We start from the raw sequence: 20276 nt of genomic DNA on the forward strand, positions 1-20276 counted from the left end.
GTCCCCCGGCCGCCGCCCCGGCCGGGAGCGCCCCGGCCGCAGCCGTGCCGGGCGTGCGCCTCAGCCGCCGTCCGGCACGGTCTCCAGGGTGTCGCGCACGTCGACGAAGCCCTCGCGGGCCGGGGCTATCGTGCCCTCTCTGACCTGCTGGAAGGTCACCTTCGCGTTGACCAGCCGCGGGTGGTCGCGCACGGCCAGCATGTCCTCGTAGCGCCAGCTCAGCCGGGGTGTCAGATCCCCGGTGTCCACCGGGGGCATGGTCTCCAGGGCGCGCCGGACGGTCCTGGCGGTGACGGGCCCCCGGGTGTGCTCCATCGCCGCCCGCAGCACGGTGTAGGCGATCCAGGTGGTCTGGACGCCGGGGTCGGCCGCGTCGATCCGGTTGTCGCCGAAGGCGTGCTCGCGGATGACGCTCTTCATCCGCGCCCAGCGGGGATCGGAGGAGACCGGGTACCAGCCGGTGGCGTACGCGCCCTCCCACTGGCTGTCCGGGCCGCCCGTCCGGTCCACGAGCGACTGCTGCACGCTGCCGAGCACCGAGGCGATCCGCACCCCGGGGCCGTCCTCGCGCAGCCGCCGGAAGGAGTCGAAGAAGGTGTCGGTGCGGCCGCCGAGCACGGCGGTGACGCATGCCCCCTCCGCTTCGCCGTCCTGCCCGCCGCCCTGTCCGCCCTCCGTGCCGCCGGCCGTCCGGACCCCGGCCCCGTCCTCCGTCAGGCCCACCCCGGCCAGGGCGCGCCTGGCGTGCTCGGTGTAGGCGGAGGCGTCCTCCGGGGCGCGGATGTCGGCCGCCGGGCCCCGGTCGCCGGCGGTGGCCAGACCGGCGTTGAGCAGCCTGGGGAGCTGGTCGCCCGAGACGGTGTCGGGGCGCACGAGCGAGACCCGCTCGCAGTGGCCGGCGAGCTGGTGGCCGCTCCCGGCGAGCAGGGTGGCCTGGCCCCCGTTGACCGGGTACGACAGCGGGCTGGTGAACTCCTCGTCCGTCACGCCGTAGCCGCCGAGGTAGGGGATGCCGGCCGACTCCAGGGCCGTCATGAACGTACGGCCGTGCTGGCTGTACGAGCCGACGACCGCGACGGCCCCCTCGGTGCGGGCACGGTGGGCGCACCGGGCGGCGCCCACCGAGTTGTTGTGATCGTTGCAGGTGAGAACACGGAGGGTGCGCCCGTTGATTCCCCCGGTGGCGTTCACCCAGCGCGCATATGCCTGTGCCATAGCAGGCATGCCGGGCATATTGGTTGCCCCGGTCCCCTCCGGGGCCCAGGTCATCACGGTCACGGTGCCCTCGTCGGCCCTCGCGTCACCGGGCAGCACGCCGCAGCCGGTGAGCAGTGAGGCGCAGACCCCCGTCGTGGCGGCGAGAGCGGCCATGGTCCTAGCGGAACGTTTGCTACGCCATGCGGTCATGACTCCGAACGATTCCGCCGCGGCTGTAACGGACGAGTGATGAACAGCCAACGCGGAGCGACGGAGGGGTGAACAGGCGGGGGGTGCGCGGATCCGTCCGGCGCGGAACGTACGATCGACGACCGTGCAGGCACAACAGGGCGAAGGCGAGCAGGGGCGACAGGACCGGCGGGGGCAGGAGAGGTCTTCCCGCCGCGGCGGTCGTTCGAGCACCATGGACGGCATGCCGCCCAAAGACATGCCCTGGTGGCGCTGGCGCAGCAACGTGCGCTCGGCGCTGCACATGCTCTCCGACCCCGTCTTCCAGCGGGAGTGCTGGCTGACGGGCCTGCCCGGGTACGGCGACGTCACGGACGCCGTCTACCGCCTGGTCGAGGACACCTGGCTGGACAACTGGTCCGCGGACAAGTACATCGGCACGGTCTTCCGCGACGCCCAGGAGGCCGCGCTCGTCGACGTCGCGGTGCTGCGCGTGCTGCGGATCATGCACCAGGTCGGGGCGGACGCCCCGGTGGCGGCCTATCTGGAGCACCCGGGCTGGCCGGAGGCCGTCCACGCGGCGCGCGACGCCCATGTCCTGCTCTGCGCCAACGACGGCGACGACCCGGACCGGCCGCCCCACTCGCTGGACGTGCTGGCGGCCATGCTGCGGACCGCCTGACCCCGGACCGCCCGATCCCGGGGCCCGGCCGCGGTCCGGCCCCGCCGCCTCGGGGCCTCGCCCAAGCCCTGCCTGGCCCTGCCGGGCTCCCGAGGCGGCCGCGTTCTCGCACTGCGGGACCGGCCACGGCGTCCGGCCGGGATATGCCAGGCTTGTGCACATGAGCCAGCCGCAGCCCACCGCAGTGCCCGAGAAGCCCGAGCAGTACGTCCTGACGCTGTCGTGTCCGGACAAAAAGGGCATCGTGCACGCCGTCTCCAGTTACCTGTTCATGACCGGCTGCAACATCGAGGACAGCCGGCAGTTCGGGGACCACGACACCGGGCTGTTCTTCATGCGGGTGCACTTCAGCGCGGAGGCCCCGGTGACCGTGGAGAAACTGCGGGCGAGCTTCGCCGCGGTGGGCGACTCCTTCCAGATGGACTGGCAGATCCACCGCGCCGACGAGCGGATGCGGGTCGTCCTCATGGTCAGCAGGTTCGGGCACTGCCTGAACGACCTGCTGTTCCGCACGCGCATCGGCGCGCTGCCGATCGAGATCGTGGCGGTGGTCTCCAACCACACCGACTTCGAGGAGCTGGTCTCCTCCTACAACATCCCCTTCCACCACATCCCGGTCACCAGGGAGACCAAGCCGCAGGCGGAGGCGCGGCTGCTGGAGATCGTCCGCGAGGAGGGCGTGGAGCTGGTGGTGCTGGCCCGCTACATGCAGGTGATCTCGGACGACCTGTGCAAGGAGCTGTCGGGCCGGATCATCAACATCCACCACTCCTTCCTGCCGAGCTTCAAGGGCGCCAAGCCCTACCACCAGGCCCACGCGCGCGGTGTGAAGCTGATCGGGGCCACGGCGCACTACGTCACCGCCGAGCTGGACGAGGGCCCGATCATCGAGCAGGAGGTGGAGCGCGTCGGGCACGAGCTCACCCCCGAGCAGCTCGTGGCGGTCGGCCGGGACGTGGAGTGCCAGGCGCTGGCCCGCGCGGTGAAGTGGCACAGCGAGCACCGCGTACTGCTCAACGGCCACCGCACGGTCGTCTTCGACTGACGGGCCCCGCCTCGCCCCCGGCGCACACGGCCGGGGTACGGCGGCCGGGGTACGGCCCGGGCGCGGTCACATACGCGAGAGCGTGGCCACGGCCCACAGGACCTCACCGACGGCCTCTTCGTCGCCCTCCCGGCCCGCCGCCGCCTCCCGCGGCGGCACGTGGCCCGCGGCCAGCCGGCAGAACTCCGCGTCCTCCAGAACGAGACGGGCCACCGTGTGCTCCGGGGAGGCGAGGGCGGCGGGGGAGTCCAGGGGGACGTACCAGTCGCCGCCGCCCCGGCCCCCGATCTCCAGATGGAGGGTGCGGCCCGGCGCGCCCGCCGCCGTCAGCCGGCGCGGCGGGGCGGCCAGCCCGGCGCGGCGCCGCGCCGCGACGGCCTCGGGGAGGCGCCGGGCGATGAAGTCGACCATGCGGGCCAGGTGTTCGGGCGCGGGCGGCCCGTACGGGTAGTCGACCGCCGCGGCGATGTCCTCCGCGTGGATCCAGCAGGCGAAGGCCCGCCCGGCCAGCGCGTCGCGCAGCGGGCGCCGGAACTCGGTGAAGTCCACCGGCAGGCCGGCGTCATGGGCGCGCAGGGCTGCGGCGCGCACGATGTTCCGGGTCTGGGTGCGCCACTTGTTCCGCACGAACGGCGGCCCGTGCGCGCGGCACCGCTCGACCGCCGTCTCCGTTCGGTCGCCCACGGTGCGCGGAGCGCCGGGGCCGAGCGGGTCGTCCAGCCCGAGGGCGGTGGCCACCAGGCCGTCCACCGAACCGAGGTGGGCGAGCACCCCGCACAGCGTCAGGGTGCGCTCGCCGGTCGCCCAGCGCAGCCGGACCGGGGTGTTCCACTCCGCCTCGCCCATGTCGCGCAGCAGCGCGTCGAGCCGCGCGGTCTCCGCGTCGTACGGGGCCACCCACTCCGGCAGCGGTGTGCGGGCCGGACGCCGGCGCAGGCACTCGTCCAGCACCCGCGAGCGCAGCAGCGGGTCCGGGTCCAGGCTCTCCTCGCGGTGCATCAGCCCCACGGCGTCCCGCAGCCGCCGCGCCTCCCCGGCGCAGGGCGGGCAGCGGGGCAGGTGCGCCTCGACGGCCGCGGTCTCCTCGGCGGAGCAGACCGCCAGGGCCCACGCGCCCAGCAGGGACTTCAGCGCGAGGTGCTCCTCGTCGAACGCGCCGCCGTCCCCCGCGGCCTCCGGCCCGGCCGCCCCTTCGGTCTCCGGCCCGGCCTTCAACCCGGCCTCCAGCCCGGTCTCCCGGTCCCCGGCGGGACTCACGACGCCTTCTCCGCCCCGTTTCCGGCGGCCGCGGAGAGCAGTTGCAGCCCCAGTCTCAGCCGCCGCCGCGTCTCGTCCTCGCTGACGCCCAGCTCCGCGGCGGCCTCGCGGTAGTCCCGGCGCCCCACGTACGCCAGCTCCAGGACCGTCCGCAGCGAGCCGGGCATGGCGGTGACCATGTGGTCGGCGCGGGCGGCGGCGGACGCGGCGCGGATCCGCTCCTCCAGCCGGGCCCGCGCATCCGGGTCCAGGGAGCTCTCCTCCAGGTGCCGCAGCGCCCGCCTCCGGGTGAGTTCGGTCAGCCACGAGCGCAGCGAGCCGCGCTCCGGCTCGTACGCCCCGGGATCGGCCCAGACCTCGGCGAAGACCTCCGCCGCGACGCGGTCCGCGGCGTCCTCGTCGTCCAGGAAGCGGTGGGCCAGGCCGCGCACCACGGACGCGTGCCCGTCGTACAGCTCGGCCAGCGCGGACTGCTCGCCCCGCACCAGCCGCCGCCGTATCGCGTGGTCCTGGTGCGGACGTGTCGTGCCGGTCGCCCCGTCGGGCGTCTCGTTCGGCATCCTCCACCCCCAGCCTGCTGCTCATCTCGAATGTAATGGCAGAAGCTGACAGGACGCCTCCCTTTGCGGCAGTGTGCTCCTCCACACGGTTGCGCATGGTCGTCATCCGGTCACTTTGTGCGCCTTCGTGCTGATCGGTACGGTTCGGTCCTGTCCGGATCCGGTGGGGTGTTACGCGGGTGTGACCGGAAGTTGGGAGAGACGGAGACCTGATTCGGCATAGGCTCGAGGTCTGCGGGTGTCGTGACGGTGTCCGGCAGGGGTGATCGGCGAGGGGGAATGGCGGGGAGAGAACGTTCCGGTCGGTGTCGGCGGATGAAGGGACTGCGAGCACGTGTCGTTGAAGGTGATCGGGGAGGACCGGGGGGAGTGGGCCGTGCTGCGGGTGTCGGGTGAGCTGGATCTCGTCACCTCCCCCGTGGTCCGCCAGCATGTGCACGACGCCGTGGCCGACGGCCGCCGCAGCCTCGTACTGGACCTGTCGCAGGTGCTGTTCTGCGACTCCAGCGGCGTCGGCGTCCTCATAGCCTCGCGCCGGCTGATGCGCTCGTGCGCCGGCCGCCTCCGGCTGATCCTCCCCGCCCAGGGCGCGGTGGACGGCTCCCACGTCAACCGGGTCCTCGCCGCGCTCGGAGTGCGCAGGCTCTTCGACTGCTACCCGGACCTCGACGCGGCGGCGGACGAGGCCGCCAGCCCGCTCAGCGCCTGACCTCTCCCCGCCGCGCCGGTGCGGCGCCCGCCTCCGCGGGCTCGCCCACGTAGGGCGCCGCCGCGGTGACGAAGCCCTCGATGGCCTGTTTCGAGGAGGCCCGCAGGGCGTCCAGGCCCCGGCGGTCCAGCTCCTTGCCGTGCAGAGCGGTCACCGCCTCCAGGGCGGCCCGCGCGACCTCCTCCAAGTCCGGTGAGCGAGTCAGGAGTTGCACGCGGAAAAGCGACTCGTGGGCCTCCGAGCGCAGCCGGTGGACCTCCCGCAGCAGGGCGGGCATGTCCTCCTCGCCGGGCCTCTCGTGCTCCGCGAACCACCGGTGCACCAGCATCCGCCGGTAGTTGTGCAGGGCCCCGGCGTACAGGCAGCACGCGTCGATCCTCTCCTGCCGCAGCCGCTCCCGGCGCGCCGGCTCCTCGCCGTACGCGGTCGTCCGGCGCTGGAACGCGTAGGTGATGCCCGAACCCAACAGGGTGCCGAGGACGGCGATGAGTGCCGCTATCGCTTCCATGCTCCAAGTCGATCAAGAAAAGCGTTCAGCGGAAGGGGAGTTGGCGAGTACGGGCACTTCCGGTCGCACCCCGGCTCATCCGGTGGCGCACCGCGGCGTACGGTCGCGCGCCGGAGCGCGTTCCGCCCGCCGGGCTCGGATGTTCGACTCCCCGGCCGGGGCGTCGCACAGTATGCGGTGTCACTACTCCTTTGCGCCGGAATATGCCCGAAGCGCTTGTTGCCGCGGCGCCGGTTACAGCACTCTGTGCGACACCGGGGGAACGGACAGTGGCCTCGCGTCGGTGTGGGGCCGTGCGGACCCGGGCCATGGACGGTGTGAAGGGTGCAGATGCTTCAGGTGCAGCTGGAGGTCGGAAGCGATCCCAAGGAGGTGGGCAGAGCCCGCAGATGGGCCCGGTCGAGACTGGCCGGTTTCGGCCTGGAGCCGGACGAGTCCCTGGTGGAGACACTGGTGCTGCTGGTCTCGGAACTGGTGACCAACGCCGTCGTCCACACCGGGCGCCCCGCGGTGCTGCGCATGCTCCTCTCCGGGCGCCTCGTGACAGGGGGAGGGACCGTGCGGATCGAGGTCGCCGACACCTCCAGCAGCCCCCCGCGGCGGCGGCCGGTCGAGGGCGACGCCACCGGCGGACGCGGTCTGGAACTGGTGGTCGGGCTCGCCGACCGCTGGGGCTGGCTCCAGGAGGGCACGGGCAAGCGCATCTGGTGTGAACTGGACCGCGACAGCGGCGCGGCGGCCGAGAACGCGGACGCACGCGACACCGGGGACACCGGGAGGGCCGGGACCCGTACCGCCCCGCACGGCTCCTACGACAACCCCCGCGCCCAGCCGGTCCGCACCTGACACCGGATCGTTTCGGCTCGGACCGCCCCGGTTTTGGTCTCCCGCGCGTCAACGGCCCTCCGTCGTACGGAAGGTGCGGCGGTACGTGCCCGGCGAGACGCCCAGCGCCGCCTGGAAGTGCAGGCGCAGTGAGGCCGCCGTACCGAAGCCGGCCTCCACGGCCACCCGCTCCACCGGCAGGTCGCTGCTCTCCAGCAGATGCCGGGCGCGCTCGACCCGCTGCCGGGGGAGCCACCGCAGAGGGCTCATCCCGACCTCCTCGCGGAAGCGGCGGGTGAAGGTCCGCACGCTCGTCGCCTCCAGGTCGGCCAGCTCCTTCAGTGAGATGGGCCGCTCCAGGTTGTTCAGCGCCCAGGCGCGGGCCGTTCCGGTGTCACGGATCCGCGGCTCCGGGACGGGTCGCCGCACGTACTGGGCCTGGCCGCCGTCGCGGTGCGGCGGCACGACGGTGCGGCGGGCCACGTCGTTGGCCACCGCCGAGCCGTGGTCGAGGCGCACCATGTGCAGGCAGAGGTCGATGCCGGAGGCGACGCCGGCCGAGGTCAGCACGTCGCCGTCGTCCACGTACAGCACGTCCGGGTCCACCCGCACCGCCGGATACATCCGCCTCAGGCGCTCGCACGACGCCCAGTGCGTCGTCGCCGGCCGTCCGTCGAGCAGCCCGGCCGCCGCCAGCGCGAAGGCCCCGGTGCAGATCGAGGCGGTGCGGGCACCGGGCCGGATACGGGCGAGGGCCTCGGCCACGGCGGGTTCCGAACGGCCCTCGGTGTAGGCCGGATCCTCTTCGTGGGCGGCCGGGACGATCACGGTGTCGGCCTCGGCAAGCGCCTCGGGGCCGTACTCGACGGTGACCGTGAAGTCGGCGTCGGTGCGGACCCGCCCGGGCTCCGGTGCGCAGGTGACCACCTCGTACAGCGGCTCGCCGGCGGCCGACAGCGCCTTGCCCATGATCCGGTGCGGGATGCCCAGCTCTATGGGCAGCAGGCCGTGACGGACGAGGACGGCGACCCGGTGGCGTTCCGGATGGCGGAAGACGGCGGGGTGCATGGCCCGATCCTTGCACACCATGTCCTTCGGGCCACTCGTTCCGTTCCGGTCCGGAGGCCAGGGTGGTGGCGTGACCCAGAGACCCCGCACCCTGCCCGCCGGCGGAGCGGAGAGCCCGGACGGCCCGGCGGGCGTCCCGAGTCCTTCCGCTCCCGCTCCCGCGCCCCCGGCCCGTCGCGCCCCGCGTGTGCACCGCGCCTGGTACGTGGCCGCGGTCGCCTTCGTGACCATCGTCGGCGCGGCGGCCTTCGCCTCCCTGCCCGGCCTGCTGATAGACCCCCTGCACACGGAGTTCGGCTGGTCGCGCGGCACGATCGGCTTCGCGATCTCCGTCAATCTCGCGCTGTACGGGCTGATCGCGCCCTTCGCCGCCGCCCTGATGGACCGCTTCGGCATCCGCCGCGTCGTGGCCTGCGCGCTCGCCCTGATCGCGGCCGGGGCGGGTTCGGCGGTGTTCATGACCGAGCCCTGGCAGTTCACACTGACCTGGGGTGTGATCGTCGGTCTGGGCAGCGGCTCGATGGCGCTGGCGTTCTCCGCGACCGTCGCCAACCGGTGGTTCGCCGCCCGCCGTGGTCTGGTCACCGGCCTCCTCACCGCCGCCGGGGCCTCCGGTCAGCTCGTCTTCCTGCCGCTGCTGTCCTGGATCGTCGCCCGCCATGACTGGCGTCCCGCCGCGCTGACCGTCGCACTGGCGGCGCTGGCGGTCGTGCCGTTCGTCTGGCTCCTGATGCGTGACCACCCCGCCGACGTGGGTCTGCCGCCCTACGGCGCGACGGAGTTCGTGCCGAAGCCCGTGCCCGTGCCGGGCGCCGCCGCCCGAGCGGTACGAGCCCTGCTCGACGCGGCGCGCACCGGCCCGTTCTGGCTGCTCGCGGGCACCTTCGCCATCTGCGGCGCCTCCACCAACGGGCTGATCAGGACCCATTTCGTGCCCGCGGCCCACGACCACGGCATGCCGGTCACGGCCGCCGCCTCGCTGCTCGCCGTGATCGGCGTCTTCGACATCGTGGGCACGATCTTCTCCGGCTGGCTCACCGACCGCTTCGACTCCCGCCGGCTGCTGGCCGTCTACTACGCGCTGCGCGGCCTCTCGCTGCTTGTGCTGCCGCTGCTGATGGCCCCGGACGTCCGGCCGCCGATGGTCTTCTTCATCGTCTTCTACGGCCTGGACTGGGTGGCCACCGTCCCGCCCACCATCGCCCTGTGCCGTGAGCACTACGGCGCGGACGGGGCGATCGTCTTCGGCTGGGTACTCGCCTCCCACCAGGTCGGCGCCGGACTCGTCGCCTTCGTCGGAGGCATGGCCCGCGACGCCTTCGGCTCGTACGACCTTGTGTGGATCGCCTCGGGCGCGCTGTGCGCGGTGGCGGCGCTGATGGCCCTGGTGATCCGCCGGCGCCCGGCGGCGGTCACGGGGTGAACCGCTCGCTCCAGGGGCCGTCCGGCAGCAGGGCCGCCAGTACGGAGAGCAGGTGCGGCGGCTCGACCCGGCCGGGCGGCGAGCCCAGGTCCGGCCACGGTATCCAGGCGCACCCCTCCAGCGAGGCGCGCTCGTGATGGAGCAGGCCGCCCCGTGACACCGCCGGCCGCTCGCAGCAGAAGCGGGCGGGGAAGAACAGTTCTGTGCCGGAGTACCGCCGTCCCTTCCACCGCACGTCGCGATCGACGGGCACCGGCCGGTCCAGGACCGCGGCGGGGTCCAGCCCGGTCTCCTCGGCCAGTTCGCGCCGTGCCGCCTCCAGCGGCGTCTCACCGGGCTCGATGCCGCCGCCGGGCGGCTCCCAGAGCCGCGAACCGTCGTACGGGTCGCGCCACTTCAGCAGGAGGACGCGGTCGGCGGCGTCCAGGCAGACGACCCGCGCGGCGGGCGGGCACGCGACCGGGTCCGGCACAGGGCCCGCAGGCCCGTCCGCCGGGCGGCTCGTCATCCGGTCGTCATCCGGTCGTCGTGCGGGCGACGGAGCGGGCGATCTTCCGTGCGTCGATGGCCAGTTCGCGCAGCATGCCGCTGATGGGGTTGGTGTAGCCGGTGAAGTACAGGCCCGCGGCGGTCGGCAGCGTACGGGGGCCGCGGGCGCGGGGCAGCCCGCGCTCGTCCAGCACACCGAGGTGGCCCACCATCTCCTCCAGCCCGCGCCGGTAGCCGGTGGCCGCTATGACGGCGTCCGGGGTGACGGTGCTGCCGTCGGCGAGGGTGACCCGGGCCCCGTCGAAGGACTCCACCGCCGCCACCGGCTCTATCCGCCCCTGGCGCACCGCCTTGACGAAACCCGTGTCCTGCACGGGGATCGCGCCCTGCCGCACCCGGGTGTACAGCCCGGCCCCGGGGCGCGGCAGACCGTGCGCGGACAGGTCCGGCAGGGAGACCTTCGCCAGCCCCCGGGCCATGGAGTCCACCACGCGCACCGGCAGCCGCCGCACCGCGATGCCGGTGGCCTGTGCGGGCCAGCCCAGGGTGGAGCGGCGGACGATGTGGGGCGGGGTGCGCACCGCGAGCCGCACCCGCGCCGCGCCGCCCTCGGCCAGGTCCAGGGCTATCTCGGTGCCGGTGTTGCCGGTGCCGACGACCAGCACGTCCTGACCCTCGTACGGTCGGGCGTCGCGGTAGGAGCGGGCGTGCAGCAGTTCGCCCTCGAACGAGTCGCGCCCGGGCCAGTCGGGCACGCGCGGGGTGTGGTTGTGCCCGGTGGCCACCACGACCACCGGTGCGGCCAGTTCCCGGCCGCCGTTGGCCCGCAGTATCCAGCTTCCGTCGTCGGCCCGGTCGACGCGGTTGACCTCCACGCCCGCGGCGATCTCCAGCCGGTGGTGGAGCGCGTACTCCTCCAGGTAGCGCACCAGATCGTCCCGGCGCACCCAGCGCCCGTACGAGCGCGGGATCGGCATGCCGGGCAGCGCGGACCGGCGGCGCGTGGTGTGCAGCCGCAGCCGGTCGTAGTGGCCGCGCCAGGAGGCCCCGACGGAGTCGGACCTCTCCAGCACGACGGACCGTATGCCGCGTTCCTTGAGCGCGGCGGCGGTGGCCAGCCCGCCGGGTCCTCCCCCGATGATGTGCACTGGTCTGCTGTCGTCGGACATGTGCATGCCCATGAGTCTATGCCCCGCTTCCTCCCCCGGGCGCCCGGCCTCCGCACGCCGGGACGGCACCCGGGGCCCGGCTTCCCAGGCCCGGGACGGGGAAACCTAGAACGGCAGCGACAGCAGGTGCACCGGGCCGGGCGGCCAGCCGGCGCCCTCGCGCAGCGGCGTCCACATGGTGCGCATCGGCATGGTCACCGGCCCATCGGGCTGGTCGACGCGGACGTGCTCCTCCAACTCCCGCCAGCCCAGCGCCTCGTAGACCGGCATCCGCTCCGGCCAGCAGAACAGCAGGCCGGTGTCGGGACCCATGCCGCGCGCGTGGTCCATCGCCGCGGTGACGACCGCCCGGGCCAGGCCCTGTCCGCGCAGTCCGGGGGCGACGATCACACCGCCCAGGCCCACCGCCTCGGTACGCCGGCCCGCGACGGAGACCGGCACGGTCACCAGACCCGCGTGCGCGACCAGACGGCCCTCCCGCCGGATGCCGAAGTGCTCCCGCTTGGGCCGCCACGCCATGACCAGCCCCTCGATCTCGTAGGGATCGGGGACACCCCCGCAGACCTCCCCCCGGTCGGCCCCGGTGAACTCCGGCAGCCGCACCACCGCGAACTGCTCCCCGCACGTCCTCGCGCTCGTCGTCGTCACACTCCGATCCTGCTCCGGCGGGGGGCCCGCCAATCCGGGAGGTGTGCGAAGGGAACGGGGACGGAGCGGCGGGGAGGGAGCCGGGGGCTGCCGGGACGCCGTGTCCCGGCGGCCCCCGGCGCGATGCGGGGAGGCATCGCCGATCGCACCCCTCACCGGTTCGCCCCGTGTGTCCGGGCCCCAGGACGCGGGATCCGCGCCCCGGAGTCCGGATACCCGGAGACCGCCGCCCTGCCTCCGTGCGCTGTACGGCGCCCGGGGGGACCTTCCCGGGCGCCGGGCCGTGGTCATCGCCACGGAAGCGGGCACCACCCCGCCCGGCGGCCGGAGTCGCGGACCGGTCGGCGAGCGGCGTACGCAGACTTTGTACACCGGTGCGCGGACGGCCGGTGACACCTGAGGGACAGCGGCACTAAGGTGCCGCAGCGTGAGGCGCGACGGAGACGGGGCACCGGTGCGGGAGCCGGGCCCCGACACCCTGGCGGCCCATCTGTCCGCGCTCGGTGTGGACGGCGGGGCCGTCGCCCTGTACGTGGCACTGCTGACGGGCCACCCGGCGCCCCCGGCCTCCCCCGGGGCGCGGCGCGCGCTGCTCGCGCTCGGCCTGGTGACGGAGGTGCCCGCCGGCGAGGGGGACGGGCGCGGAGAGGACGGCGACGGGCGCGGCGCTCAGGACCCCGCCGGCGGGCTGGTGCCCGTACCGCCCGCGTCCGCACTGGAGTTGCTCTCCCGGCGCGAGACGCTGCGGCTGGAGGAGGCCCGCCTGGCGATCGCACGCGCCTACGAGCGCTACCGCCGTCGTACGCCGTCGGCCGTGGGCGGTTCGGTCGCCGAGGAGGTGACCGGCGGCGACATCGAGCGGGTGCTGGGCGAGGCGCTGGGCGGAGCGCGGCGCGAGGTGCTGCGGTTCGACTCGCCGCCGTACTTCTGGGACACCGAGCGCGGCACCAAGGAGGAGGTCGGGCAGTTGCGCCGCGGGGTGCGCTACCGGGTGGTGTACACCCGGGAGTCGCTCGCCCGCCCCGGCTACCTCACCGAGAACGTCCAGCCGTGCGTGGACGCGGGCGAGGAGGCCAGGGTGGTGTCCGGGCTGCCGGCGAAGCTGATGGTGGTGGACGACCGCGTCGGCTTCGTCTCGATGTCCATCGCGGACGTGGACGTCAGCCGCAGCATGCTCGTGGTGCGGCCCAGCGCGTTACTCGCCGCGCTGCGGGCGCTGTTCGAGGCGTACTGGGACCGGGCACTGCCCGTCCACCCCGACAGCGGGGTGGCCGCGCCGGGCGGCGCCAGGCCCGGCCCGGCCGAGCGCCGCATCCTGGCGATGCTGGTCGCGGGTGTGCCCGACAGCCAGATCATCCGCGAACTGGGCGTCAGCCGCCGCACGTTCTTCCGCCGCATGGAACTGCTGATGGCGCAGGCCGGCGCGGGCAGCCGCTTCCAGCTCGCCCTCCAGGCACAGCGGCGGGGCTGGCTGTGAGCCCCGGCGGCATGCGCCCCGGCCGGCACACACACGGCCGGCCCGGCGCGGAGGCGCACCGGGGCACGGCCGTGCCACGGCACCCCCGGTGCCCCGGGGGTGACGCCCCATCGGCTAGAACCGTGAGCACTCTCCAACGCACAAGCGCCAACGCACAAGCACCCCCCAGTGAAGAGAGAACACACCTTGAAGAAGGCCAGAAGACCCCGGATAGCCGTCGGCGCCGCCCTGGCGGCGCTCGTCCTGACGGGCACCACCGCCGCGGCGGCCTCGGCCGCCTCCCCCGGCCCGGAGCCCGCTCCCCTGGGCGAGGTCCGGGGCGCGGACGCGCCCGGCGCGCTGGACGGCGAGTACATCGTGGTGCTGAAGGAATCCGGAGACCGGGCCCGCGGGCCGATGACGGCGGGAGGCGTACGCGACCGCGCCGAGAAGCTGACCGGCGCCTTCGGCGGCAAGGCGGAGCGCACCTACTCCTCGGCCCTCAAGGGCTTCTCGCTGAAGGCCACCGAGAAGCAGGCGCGGCGTCTGGCCGCCGACCCCTCGGTGGCGTACGTCGAGGCCAACCGCGTCGAGCGCGGCGACGTCCTGCCGCAGGCGCCGGACCGGCCCCGGACGCCGGGCCCGTCGGAAGGGCCGGCTGTGAGCGGCACCCTGCTGCAGACGGACCCGGGCTGGGGCCTGGACCGCATCGACCAGCGCGACCTGCCGCTCGACGCGAGCTACGGCTACGGTGCCACGGCGCCGAACGTCACCGCCTACGTCGTGGACTCCGGCATCAACATCGCCCACGAGGACTTCGGCGGGCGCGCCTCCTACGGCTACAACTTCGTGGACGGGAACCGGACGGCCTCCGACTGCCACGGGCACGGCACGCATGTGGCGGGGATCGTGGGCGGTGAGACCTACGGCGTGGCCAAGGACGTGAAGCTGGTCGCCGTGAAGGTGCTCAACTGCCAGAACTCGGGCACCACCGAGGGCGTGCTGGCCGGCTACGACTGGGTCGCGAGGAACGCCACCGGGCCCGCGGTCGCCAATGTGAGCATCGGCGGCTCCGCGAGCGACGCCAAGGACGCGGCGGTGCGGAAGATGGTCGCGGCGGGGATCACCGTCGTGGTCTCGGCGGGCAACAAGGCCACCGACGCGTGCACCCAGTCGCCCGCCCGCGAGCCGTCGGTGATCACGGTGGCCGCGACGGCGCGGGACGACTCCAGGCCCAGCTGGTCCAACCACGGCGGCTGCGTGGACGTGTTCGCGCCCGGTGCCTCCATCCCGTCGGCCGGGATCGGCTCGCGGACCGAGGAGCGGACGATGAGCGGTACGTCGATGTCGGCGCCGCACGTGGCGGGCGCGGCGGCGCTGCACGTCTCGAAGAACCCGGACGCCACGCCCGCGGCGGTGACCCGGGCGCTGCTGGACGCCTCCAGCGCCGGCCGGGTGACGGGGCCGGGGGAGGGCTCGCCGAACCGGCTCCTCTACAGCCGCTTCTGACGCCTCCGGGCGCCTCCGGGCGCCTCCGGGCGCCTCCGGGCGCCGCCGGGCACCCGGAGCACCCGGAGGCGCCCGGCGGCCCCGATGCCCGACATGAAGAAGGCTCCCCGGGCGGCCGGTGACAGGGGCCGGCCGCCCGGGGAGCCGGGCACGGACAGGAACGGGACGGGCGCGGAACGGGCGCGGGGCCGGGCAGGAGAGGACCGGGACCGGGCGGAGCCGGACGCAGGCGCGCGGAGAGCGGGTGGCCCGGACGCCTACCGGCTGGGCTTGCGGCCCGTGACGCCCAGGTAGAGCAGGTAGGCGAGGCTCGGCTTCAGATCGGACTTCTTGGCGCCCCAGCTCTGCGCGGCCTTCTGCTGACCGGCCACCGAGGTGAGCATCGAGACCAGCGAGCCCGCGACGGCCGCCGGGCTGATGTCGGGGTCCGCCTTGCCCTTGGACTGGAGCTTCCCGATGGAGTCGGCCAGCGGGCCGGTGATCCCGCCGAGGACCTTCGAGCGGATCTTGGAGAAACGTTTGTCCCCCTCCGCCGCGCCCAGGTCGACCACCCGCAGGATCGCGTCGTTCTCCCGCCAGAAGGAGAGGAGTCCGTCCACCACCTCCTCCGCCGTCCGCCATCCGGCCTTGCCGGTCCACGTGCGGTCGGTGGCCAGCTCGCTCAGCGAGGAGCTCTCCTTCGACATCTCCTCGGCCAGCTCCAGGACGGCGCCCTCCACGTCCGGGAAGTACTGGTAGAAGGTCGCGGGGGAGGTGCCCGCGCGCCGGGCGACGTCGATCACCCTGACGTCGCGGTAGGGCGACGAGCTGAGCATTTCGTCGAGGCAGGTGAGCAGCTTCTGCCGCGTCGCCTGGCCTCGGCGCCCGGCCACCCGACCGTCAACAGTTCGTACTTGTCCTGTCATGTCGTCAGCTTACCGAGGGATGATCAGGCCGCGATTCGACCGACCCCAAATGGGGTGATCTACTGCAAGAGAGGTGATACGCGGATAACGTTCGCCTGTCGGTACGCAACGGTGCGGAAGGAGCGGGAGATGGTCGCTGTCGAAGGCGCCTTCGCCGAGGGCACACCCTGCTGGACCGACGCGATGCTCCCCGACCTGGAGGCGGGCAAACGCTTCTACGGCGAGCTGTTCGGCTGGACCTTCGGCGACCCGGCACGGCCCGACCGGCCCGAGGACCGGCCCGACCGGCCCGAGGACCGGCCCGACCGGCCCGAGGACCGGCCCGGACGGGGCTCCCGCACGGTCGCGCTGCTCGGCGGCCGGCGGGTCGCCTCGCTCGTCCGCAAGCCGGACGGCCGGCTGCCGACGGTGTGGACGGTCTACCTCGCCACCCCCGACGCCTCGGCGACCGCCCGGCGCATCCGCGCCGCGGGCGGGCAGCTCGTCACCGAGCCCGAGGCGGTCGGCCCGGAAGGGGTGGCGGCCACCGCCGTCGATCCGGGCGGCGCGGTCTTCGGCCTGTGGCAGCCGGAGGCGCTGACGGGCTTCGAGGCGGTGCGCGAACCCGGCTCGTACGTGTGGACGGAGGTGTGCACCCGGGAGAGGGAACCGGTGGACGCCTTCTACCGGGAGGTCTTCGGCTACGTCATGTATCCGGCCGGTGACGAGAGCGCGGGGGAGGCTGCCGACATCATGGTCTGGGCCCCGCGCGGGGAGCCTGCCGACGACGAGCACGCCGTCGGCAGCCGTACGATGATCGACGAGACGTACCCGGTGGAGATGCCCGCCCACTTCCTCGTCCACTTCGCGGTCGCCGACTGCGACGCGGCCGTCCGCACGACCGTGCGCCTGGGCGGCCGTACGGTCGACGGCCCGCAGGACACGCCCTTCGGCCGCTACGCCGTCCTCGCCGACAACCAGGGCGCGCGCTTCGGGGTCCTGGACACCTCCGCCGCGCTCTGAGCCCGGACCGGCGGCGCGGACCGGCCCGTCCGCAGGACCGGCCCCGTCCGGAGCCCACCGGCCGGGGAATGGGCGACTCACCGCCCCCGGGTTCGCAACCGGGGGCTCCGCCAGGAAGAATCGCTGTCGGACCGCGGGACCGGTACGGCGGTGGAAGGCTGCACGGGGCGGCGATCGTCGACCCCGACGGGGAGGTGGCAGGCAAGTGGTGGAGCAGCTGACGCAGCACGATCCGCGGCGTATCGGCCCGTTCGAGGTGCTCGGACGGCTGGGCGCCGGGGGCATGGGGCTGGTCTACCTCGCCCGTTCGGCCTCCGGGCGCCGGGTGGCGATCAAGACGGTGCGCACCGAGCTCGCCGAGGACCAGCTCTTCCGCGTCCGCTTCACCCGGGAGGTGGAGGCGGCCCGCGCGGTCAGCGGCTTCTACACCGCCGCCGTCGTGGACGCCGACCCGCGCGCCGCGGTGCCGTGGCTGGCGACCGCGTACGTGCCCGCGCCGTCCCTGGAGGAGATAGTCAACGAGTGCGGGCCGCTCCCGGCGCAGGCCGTGCGCTGGCTGGCCGCCGGCGTCGCCGAGGCGCTCCAGTCCATCCACGGGGCGGGCCTGGTCCACCGCGATCTGAAGCCCTCCAACGTGCTGGTGGTCGAGGACGGCCCGCGGGTGATCGACTTCGGAATCGCCTCCGGGGTGTCCAACACCCGGCTGACGATGACCAACGTCGCCGTCGGCACCCCCTCCTACATGTCACCCGAGCAGGCCAGGGACTCGCGCAGCGTCACGGGCGCCAGCGATGTCTTCTCCCTCGGCTCGACCCTGGTCTTCGCCGCAACCGGCCATCCGCCCTTCCACGGGGCCAACCCCGTCGAGACCGTCTTCATGCTGCTGCGCGAGGGCCCGGACCTGGAGGGCCTGCCCGAGGAGCTCAGACCGCTCATCGAGTCCTGCATGCGCACCGAGCCCGACCAGCGGCCCACCCCCGCCGACCTCCAGGCACAGCTCGCCCCGCACCTGTTCTCCTCCGGCGGCGACGACAGCGGCACCGCCTCCGCCTGGCTGCCGGCCGGCGCGGTGGCGCTGATCGAGCGGCACCGCGGCGGACGGGTGCGGCCCGCGAAGCCGGCCTCCCGGCCCGGGCACCGGGCGCCGGAGCAGGCGCCCGCGGCCGCCCACGCACCGGCCCAGGCCTCCGCCCAGGCACAGGCGGCCGGACCCGGCGCCGGGTGGCGGCCCCCGGCCGCCGACCCGCGGAGCGGGGGAGCGCACGCCGCGTCCGTGGCCGCGCCCCCGGTGCCGCCGCCTCCGGTGCAGCAGCCCCCGCACGCCCCCGTCCCGCCGCCCCCGCACCCTCCGGCGGACGGCGGCTCCGTACTGCTGCCGGGCGCACCGCTGCCCATCGGCCCCGGCCCCCGGCGGCCCCGGGCGCGCGTCACCGAGGTGAGCGCCCCGACGTCCTGGGTGCTGCGCGCGCCGGACGGCGCCGGTGCGGACGGCACCGGCACCCCCGGAGCCACCGCGGCCCACCCCCCGCCGCGCACCCCCTCCCAGACCTCCCCCCACAGCCCCTCCGGCGGCGCCGCGAACGGTCCTGCGGGGGACGAGGCCGCCGCTCCGCCGCGCTGGCGGCCGTGGCGCTTCCGGATGTCGAACGACGTGTGGGGCACCCCGGTCGTCGCCGACGGCCTGCTGTACGTCACCTCCTTCGAGGTCCACGCGCTGGACGTGGCGACGGGGCGGCGGCAGTTCAAGACCCGCGAGGTGGCGTGGTCGATGGCCGTGAGCAACGGCCGGGTCCACGCCTCCGACGGCCCGAGTCTGTACGCCCTGAACGCCCGCGACGGCTCCGACGTCTGGCGTCTGGCGGCCGACGGCTGGGTGTACGCGCTGCGCGCCGACCGCGGCACGGTCGTCACCGGCACCCGGGGCGGCGGCGTACAGGCGTGGGACGCGGCCAGCGGCGAGCGGCTGTGGGAGCTGTCCGGCGCGCAGACCGACTTCGAGACCGACGAGGCCGGCCCGGTGACGAGGGGCGGCTCGGTCTACGTCTGGGGCGACGGGCGGCTGTACGCCCTGGAGGCGCGCACCGGCGCCGAGCAGTGGTCGTACCCGGTCGGCGACTCCTCGGCCACCGGCGGCGTCCCGGTGCGGCTGCTGCCCGCCGACGACGGCGCGGTGTACGTCAGCGCCGGCTCGCGCGTCTTCGCACTGGACGCGGCCACCGGAGCGGAGCGGTGGCGCTTCGACGCGCCCGCCGCGTTCCTGTGCCCGCCGGCCTTCGCGCCGGGCGCGGCGATCGCGGGCGGCGGCGTCTACCTGGCCGACTACCTGGGCACGGTGTACGCGCTGGACGCCGCCAACGGTCACGACCGCTGGCGGATCGCCACCGAGTCCCGCCAGTCGGCCGAGCCGGTGGTAGTGGCCGACGGGCTGGTCCACCTGGGCAGCGGCAGCGCGCTCTACACGCTGGACGCGGTCAGCGGCACCCCCCGCTGGCGCTTCGCGACGGGCGGCGAGATCACCGGCGCCCCGGTGTCGGCGGACGGCCGGGTCCACTTCGGCTCGGCGGACCACTGCCTGTACACGCTGGACGCCGTCGGGGGCCGGCTGCGCTGGAAGCTCGCGACGGAAGGCGAGATCACCGGATCGCCGGTGGTCTCGGGCGGCGTGGTCTTCGCGTGCAGCCGGGACCGCTGCGTGTACGCGCTGGACGCGGCCAAGGGGACGGGACAGGCCCGCGCCTGACCTGTCTCCCGGTTCCCGCCCCCCGTTCCCGCGTTCCGCGCTGTTCCGCCCGGCCCGGTTTCCGGGCGAACAGCCTTGCGCGGGAACCCCGTTGGCCGTTCCCTGCGTGAACCCTGGTAGAAAGTCCGAAAACCAGCAGCGGGTGCGTACGCGCGCCGAGCGGCCACCGGGGGAGAACGCGACATGAAGCGCTCTGTGAAGCGCCATCTCAAGCTGATAGCCGTCGTCACCGTCGTGACGCTGGCCCTGTCCGGTTTCAGTCAGGCCCGGAGTGGCGGCGGCAAGGGCGGCGGAGGCCGGGGGAGCAGCAGCAAGAGCGGCGGAGGCGGCGGCTGCGGCAAGGACGGCTCCAGCAGCCGGTCGAGCTACAGCGGCTACCGGAGTACGACGGCCGGCAGCAGCTCCTCCGGTTCCTCCGGTTCCTCGTCCCGCAAGGACGAGCCGGACGCCGAGATCATCTCGTGCGCCAGGAGCGGGAAGGGGACGGTGGTCGAACTCTCCGACGGCGACGCCGGCACCTACACCGTCTACGTGTATCTGGTGGACGACTTCGGGGACACACTCGACGTCTCCTCCCGGCGCGTCAGCGTGGGGAGGAACCAGACCAAGCGCGTCGAGGTGAAGCCGAGGGACCCGGCCATGGTGGGGGCCGCGGACGACTGCCGCGCCTCCGTGATCGGCTGAACCGGTCCGGGCGCGGAGAGCCCCGGCGGAGGCCGTGTCCCGGTCTCAAAATGGCATGGGCACGACACGCGTATCGGCGCACTCCGGACAGGGCACTCCCGTACGGGAGAGCGGAACGTGAGGCCCCGTCAACGAGTCGGGGGGGGGGGGGGGGCCCGGGCCCCCCCCCCCCCCCCCCCCCCCCCACGCCGCCCCGGCCGCCCCCCCGGCC

19 protein-coding genes are annotated in these 20276 nt (G+C 74.4%); 10 read left to right on the top strand and 9 right to left on the bottom strand.

Features of this window, described 5'->3' with window-relative positions; genetic code table 11:
* Positions 1–60 precede the first annotated feature (60 nt).
* Positions 61–1407 (bottom strand): ABC transporter substrate-binding protein, encoded by a 1347-nt coding sequence (locus ACW69E_RS05190; protein ID WP_457496975.1) that lies wholly within the window; start codon positions 1405–1407, stop codon positions 61–63.
* Positions 1408–1630: 223 nt separating this feature from the next.
* Between ACW69E_RS05190 and ACW69E_RS05195 the strand changes: the two genes are divergently transcribed.
* Positions 1631–2068 carry an SCO4402 family protein gene (locus tag ACW69E_RS05195; RefSeq protein WP_457496976.1) on the top strand — a complete coding sequence of 146 codons (438 nt, stop codon included), beginning with the start codon at positions 1631–1633 and terminating at the stop codon, positions 2066–2068.
* Positions 2069–2228: 160 nt separating this feature from the next.
* Positions 2229–3113 carry a formyltetrahydrofolate deformylase gene (gene purU / locus ACW69E_RS05200; RefSeq protein WP_457496977.1) on the top strand — a complete coding sequence of 295 codons (885 nt, stop codon included), beginning with the start codon at positions 2229–2231 and terminating at the stop codon, positions 3111–3113.
* 66 nt (positions 3114–3179) lie between these two features.
* Here the strand turns inward: purU and ACW69E_RS05205 are convergent, their stop codons facing one another.
* Together ACW69E_RS05205 and ACW69E_RS05210 are read right to left on the bottom strand one after the other, a co-directional pair.
* Entirely contained in the window at positions 3180–4370 is a 1191-nt protein-coding gene (locus tag ACW69E_RS05205; RefSeq protein ID WP_457496978.1) for a zf-HC2 domain-containing protein, read from the bottom strand.
* Positions 4367–4930: an RNA polymerase sigma factor gene (locus ACW69E_RS05210; protein WP_457496979.1), complete on the bottom strand. Its 564-nt coding sequence runs from the start codon at positions 4928–4930 to the stop codon at positions 4367–4369. Before ACW69E_RS05210 ends, ACW69E_RS05205 begins: the two co-directional genes overlap by 4 nt.
* Positions 4931–5264: 334 nt before the next feature.
* Here ACW69E_RS05210 and ACW69E_RS05215 point away from each other — a divergent pair, with 334 nt between their 5' ends.
* A complete protein-coding gene (locus ACW69E_RS05215; protein ID WP_457496980.1) occupies positions 5265–5639 on the top strand; it encodes an STAS domain-containing protein in 375 nt (124 codons plus the stop codon).
* On the opposite strand, the gene ACW69E_RS05220 is transcribed toward ACW69E_RS05215, so the two are convergent.
* On the bottom strand, positions 5629–6147 hold the full coding sequence (locus ACW69E_RS05220) for a hypothetical protein (protein ID WP_457496981.1): 519 nt from the start codon (positions 6145–6147) through the stop codon (positions 5629–5631). The two genes, ACW69E_RS05215 and ACW69E_RS05220, sit on opposite strands and share 11 nt — an antisense overlap.
* Before the next feature lie 324 nt (positions 6148–6471).
* Here ACW69E_RS05220 and ACW69E_RS05225 point away from each other — a divergent pair, with 324 nt between their 5' ends.
* A complete protein-coding gene (locus ACW69E_RS05225; RefSeq protein ID WP_457496982.1) occupies positions 6472–6993 on the top strand; it encodes an ATP-binding protein in 522 nt (173 codons plus the stop codon).
* Positions 6994–7041: 48 nt separating this feature from the next.
* Here ACW69E_RS05225 and ACW69E_RS05230 read toward each other — a convergent pair whose 3' ends face one another.
* Positions 7042–8061, bottom strand: coding sequence for a GlxA family transcriptional regulator (locus tag ACW69E_RS05230; protein ID WP_457496983.1), 1020 nt, complete (start codon positions 8059–8061; stop codon positions 7042–7044).
* A gap of 166 nt (positions 8062–8227) precedes the next feature.
* On the opposite strand from ACW69E_RS05230, the gene ACW69E_RS05235 reads away from it, so the two are divergent.
* Positions 8228–9463 carry an MFS transporter gene (locus tag ACW69E_RS05235; RefSeq protein WP_457497001.1) on the top strand — a complete coding sequence of 412 codons (1236 nt, stop codon included), beginning with the start codon at positions 8228–8230 and terminating at the stop codon, positions 9461–9463.
* On the opposite strand, the gene ACW69E_RS05240 is transcribed toward ACW69E_RS05235, so the two are convergent.
* From ACW69E_RS05240 to ACW69E_RS05250, 3 genes are all read right to left on the bottom strand, one after another.
* Positions 9453–9971, bottom strand: a complete 519-nt coding sequence (locus ACW69E_RS05240; protein ID WP_457496984.1) for an NUDIX hydrolase — start codon at positions 9969–9971, stop codon at positions 9453–9455. The two genes, ACW69E_RS05235 and ACW69E_RS05240, sit on opposite strands and share 11 nt — an antisense overlap.
* 7 nt (positions 9972–9978) lie before the next feature.
* On the bottom strand, positions 9979–11121 hold the full coding sequence (locus ACW69E_RS05245; protein WP_457497002.1) for a flavin-containing monooxygenase: 1143 nt from the start codon (positions 11119–11121) through the stop codon (positions 9979–9981).
* Between the two features lie 105 nt (positions 11122–11226).
* A complete protein-coding gene (locus ACW69E_RS05250; protein ID WP_457496985.1) occupies positions 11227–11769 on the bottom strand; it encodes a GNAT family N-acetyltransferase in 543 nt (180 codons plus the stop codon).
* 427 nt (positions 11770–12196) lie between these two features.
* Between ACW69E_RS05250 and ACW69E_RS05255 the strand changes: the two genes are divergently transcribed.
* Together ACW69E_RS05255 and ACW69E_RS05260 are read left to right on the top strand one after the other, a co-directional pair.
* On the top strand, positions 12197–13246 hold the full coding sequence (locus ACW69E_RS05255) for a LuxR family transcriptional regulator (protein WP_457496986.1): 1050 nt from the start codon (positions 12197–12199) through the stop codon (positions 13244–13246).
* 168 nt (positions 13247–13414) lie between these two features.
* Positions 13415–14734, top strand: a complete 1320-nt coding sequence (locus ACW69E_RS05260; RefSeq protein WP_457496987.1) for a S8 family peptidase — start codon at positions 13415–13417, stop codon at positions 14732–14734.
* Between the two features lie 257 nt (positions 14735–14991).
* On the opposite strand, the gene ACW69E_RS05265 is transcribed toward ACW69E_RS05260, so the two are convergent.
* On the bottom strand, positions 14992–15639 hold the full coding sequence (locus tag ACW69E_RS05265; RefSeq protein ID WP_457496988.1) for a TetR family transcriptional regulator: 648 nt from the start codon (positions 15637–15639) through the stop codon (positions 14992–14994).
* 129 nt (positions 15640–15768) lie between these two features.
* Between ACW69E_RS05265 and ACW69E_RS05270 the strand changes: the two genes are divergently transcribed.
* The 3 genes from ACW69E_RS05270 (at position 15769) to ACW69E_RS05280 (ending at position 20065) form a co-directional block, all read left to right on the top strand.
* On the top strand, positions 15769–16641 hold the full coding sequence (locus ACW69E_RS05270; RefSeq protein WP_457496989.1) for a VOC family protein: 873 nt from the start codon (positions 15769–15771) through the stop codon (positions 16639–16641).
* 205 nt (positions 16642–16846) lie between these two features.
* Positions 16847–19381, top strand: coding sequence for an outer membrane protein assembly factor BamB family protein (locus ACW69E_RS05275; RefSeq protein WP_457496990.1), 2535 nt, complete (start codon positions 16847–16849; stop codon positions 19379–19381).
* Positions 19382–19564: 183 nt separating this feature from the next.
* Complete coding sequence (locus tag ACW69E_RS05280) at positions 19565–20065, top strand: hypothetical protein (RefSeq protein WP_457496991.1); 501 nt, start codon at positions 19565–19567, stop codon at positions 20063–20065.
* Positions 20066–20276 lie beyond the last annotated feature (211 nt).

The organism is Streptomyces sp. SS8 (assembly GCF_054072955.1).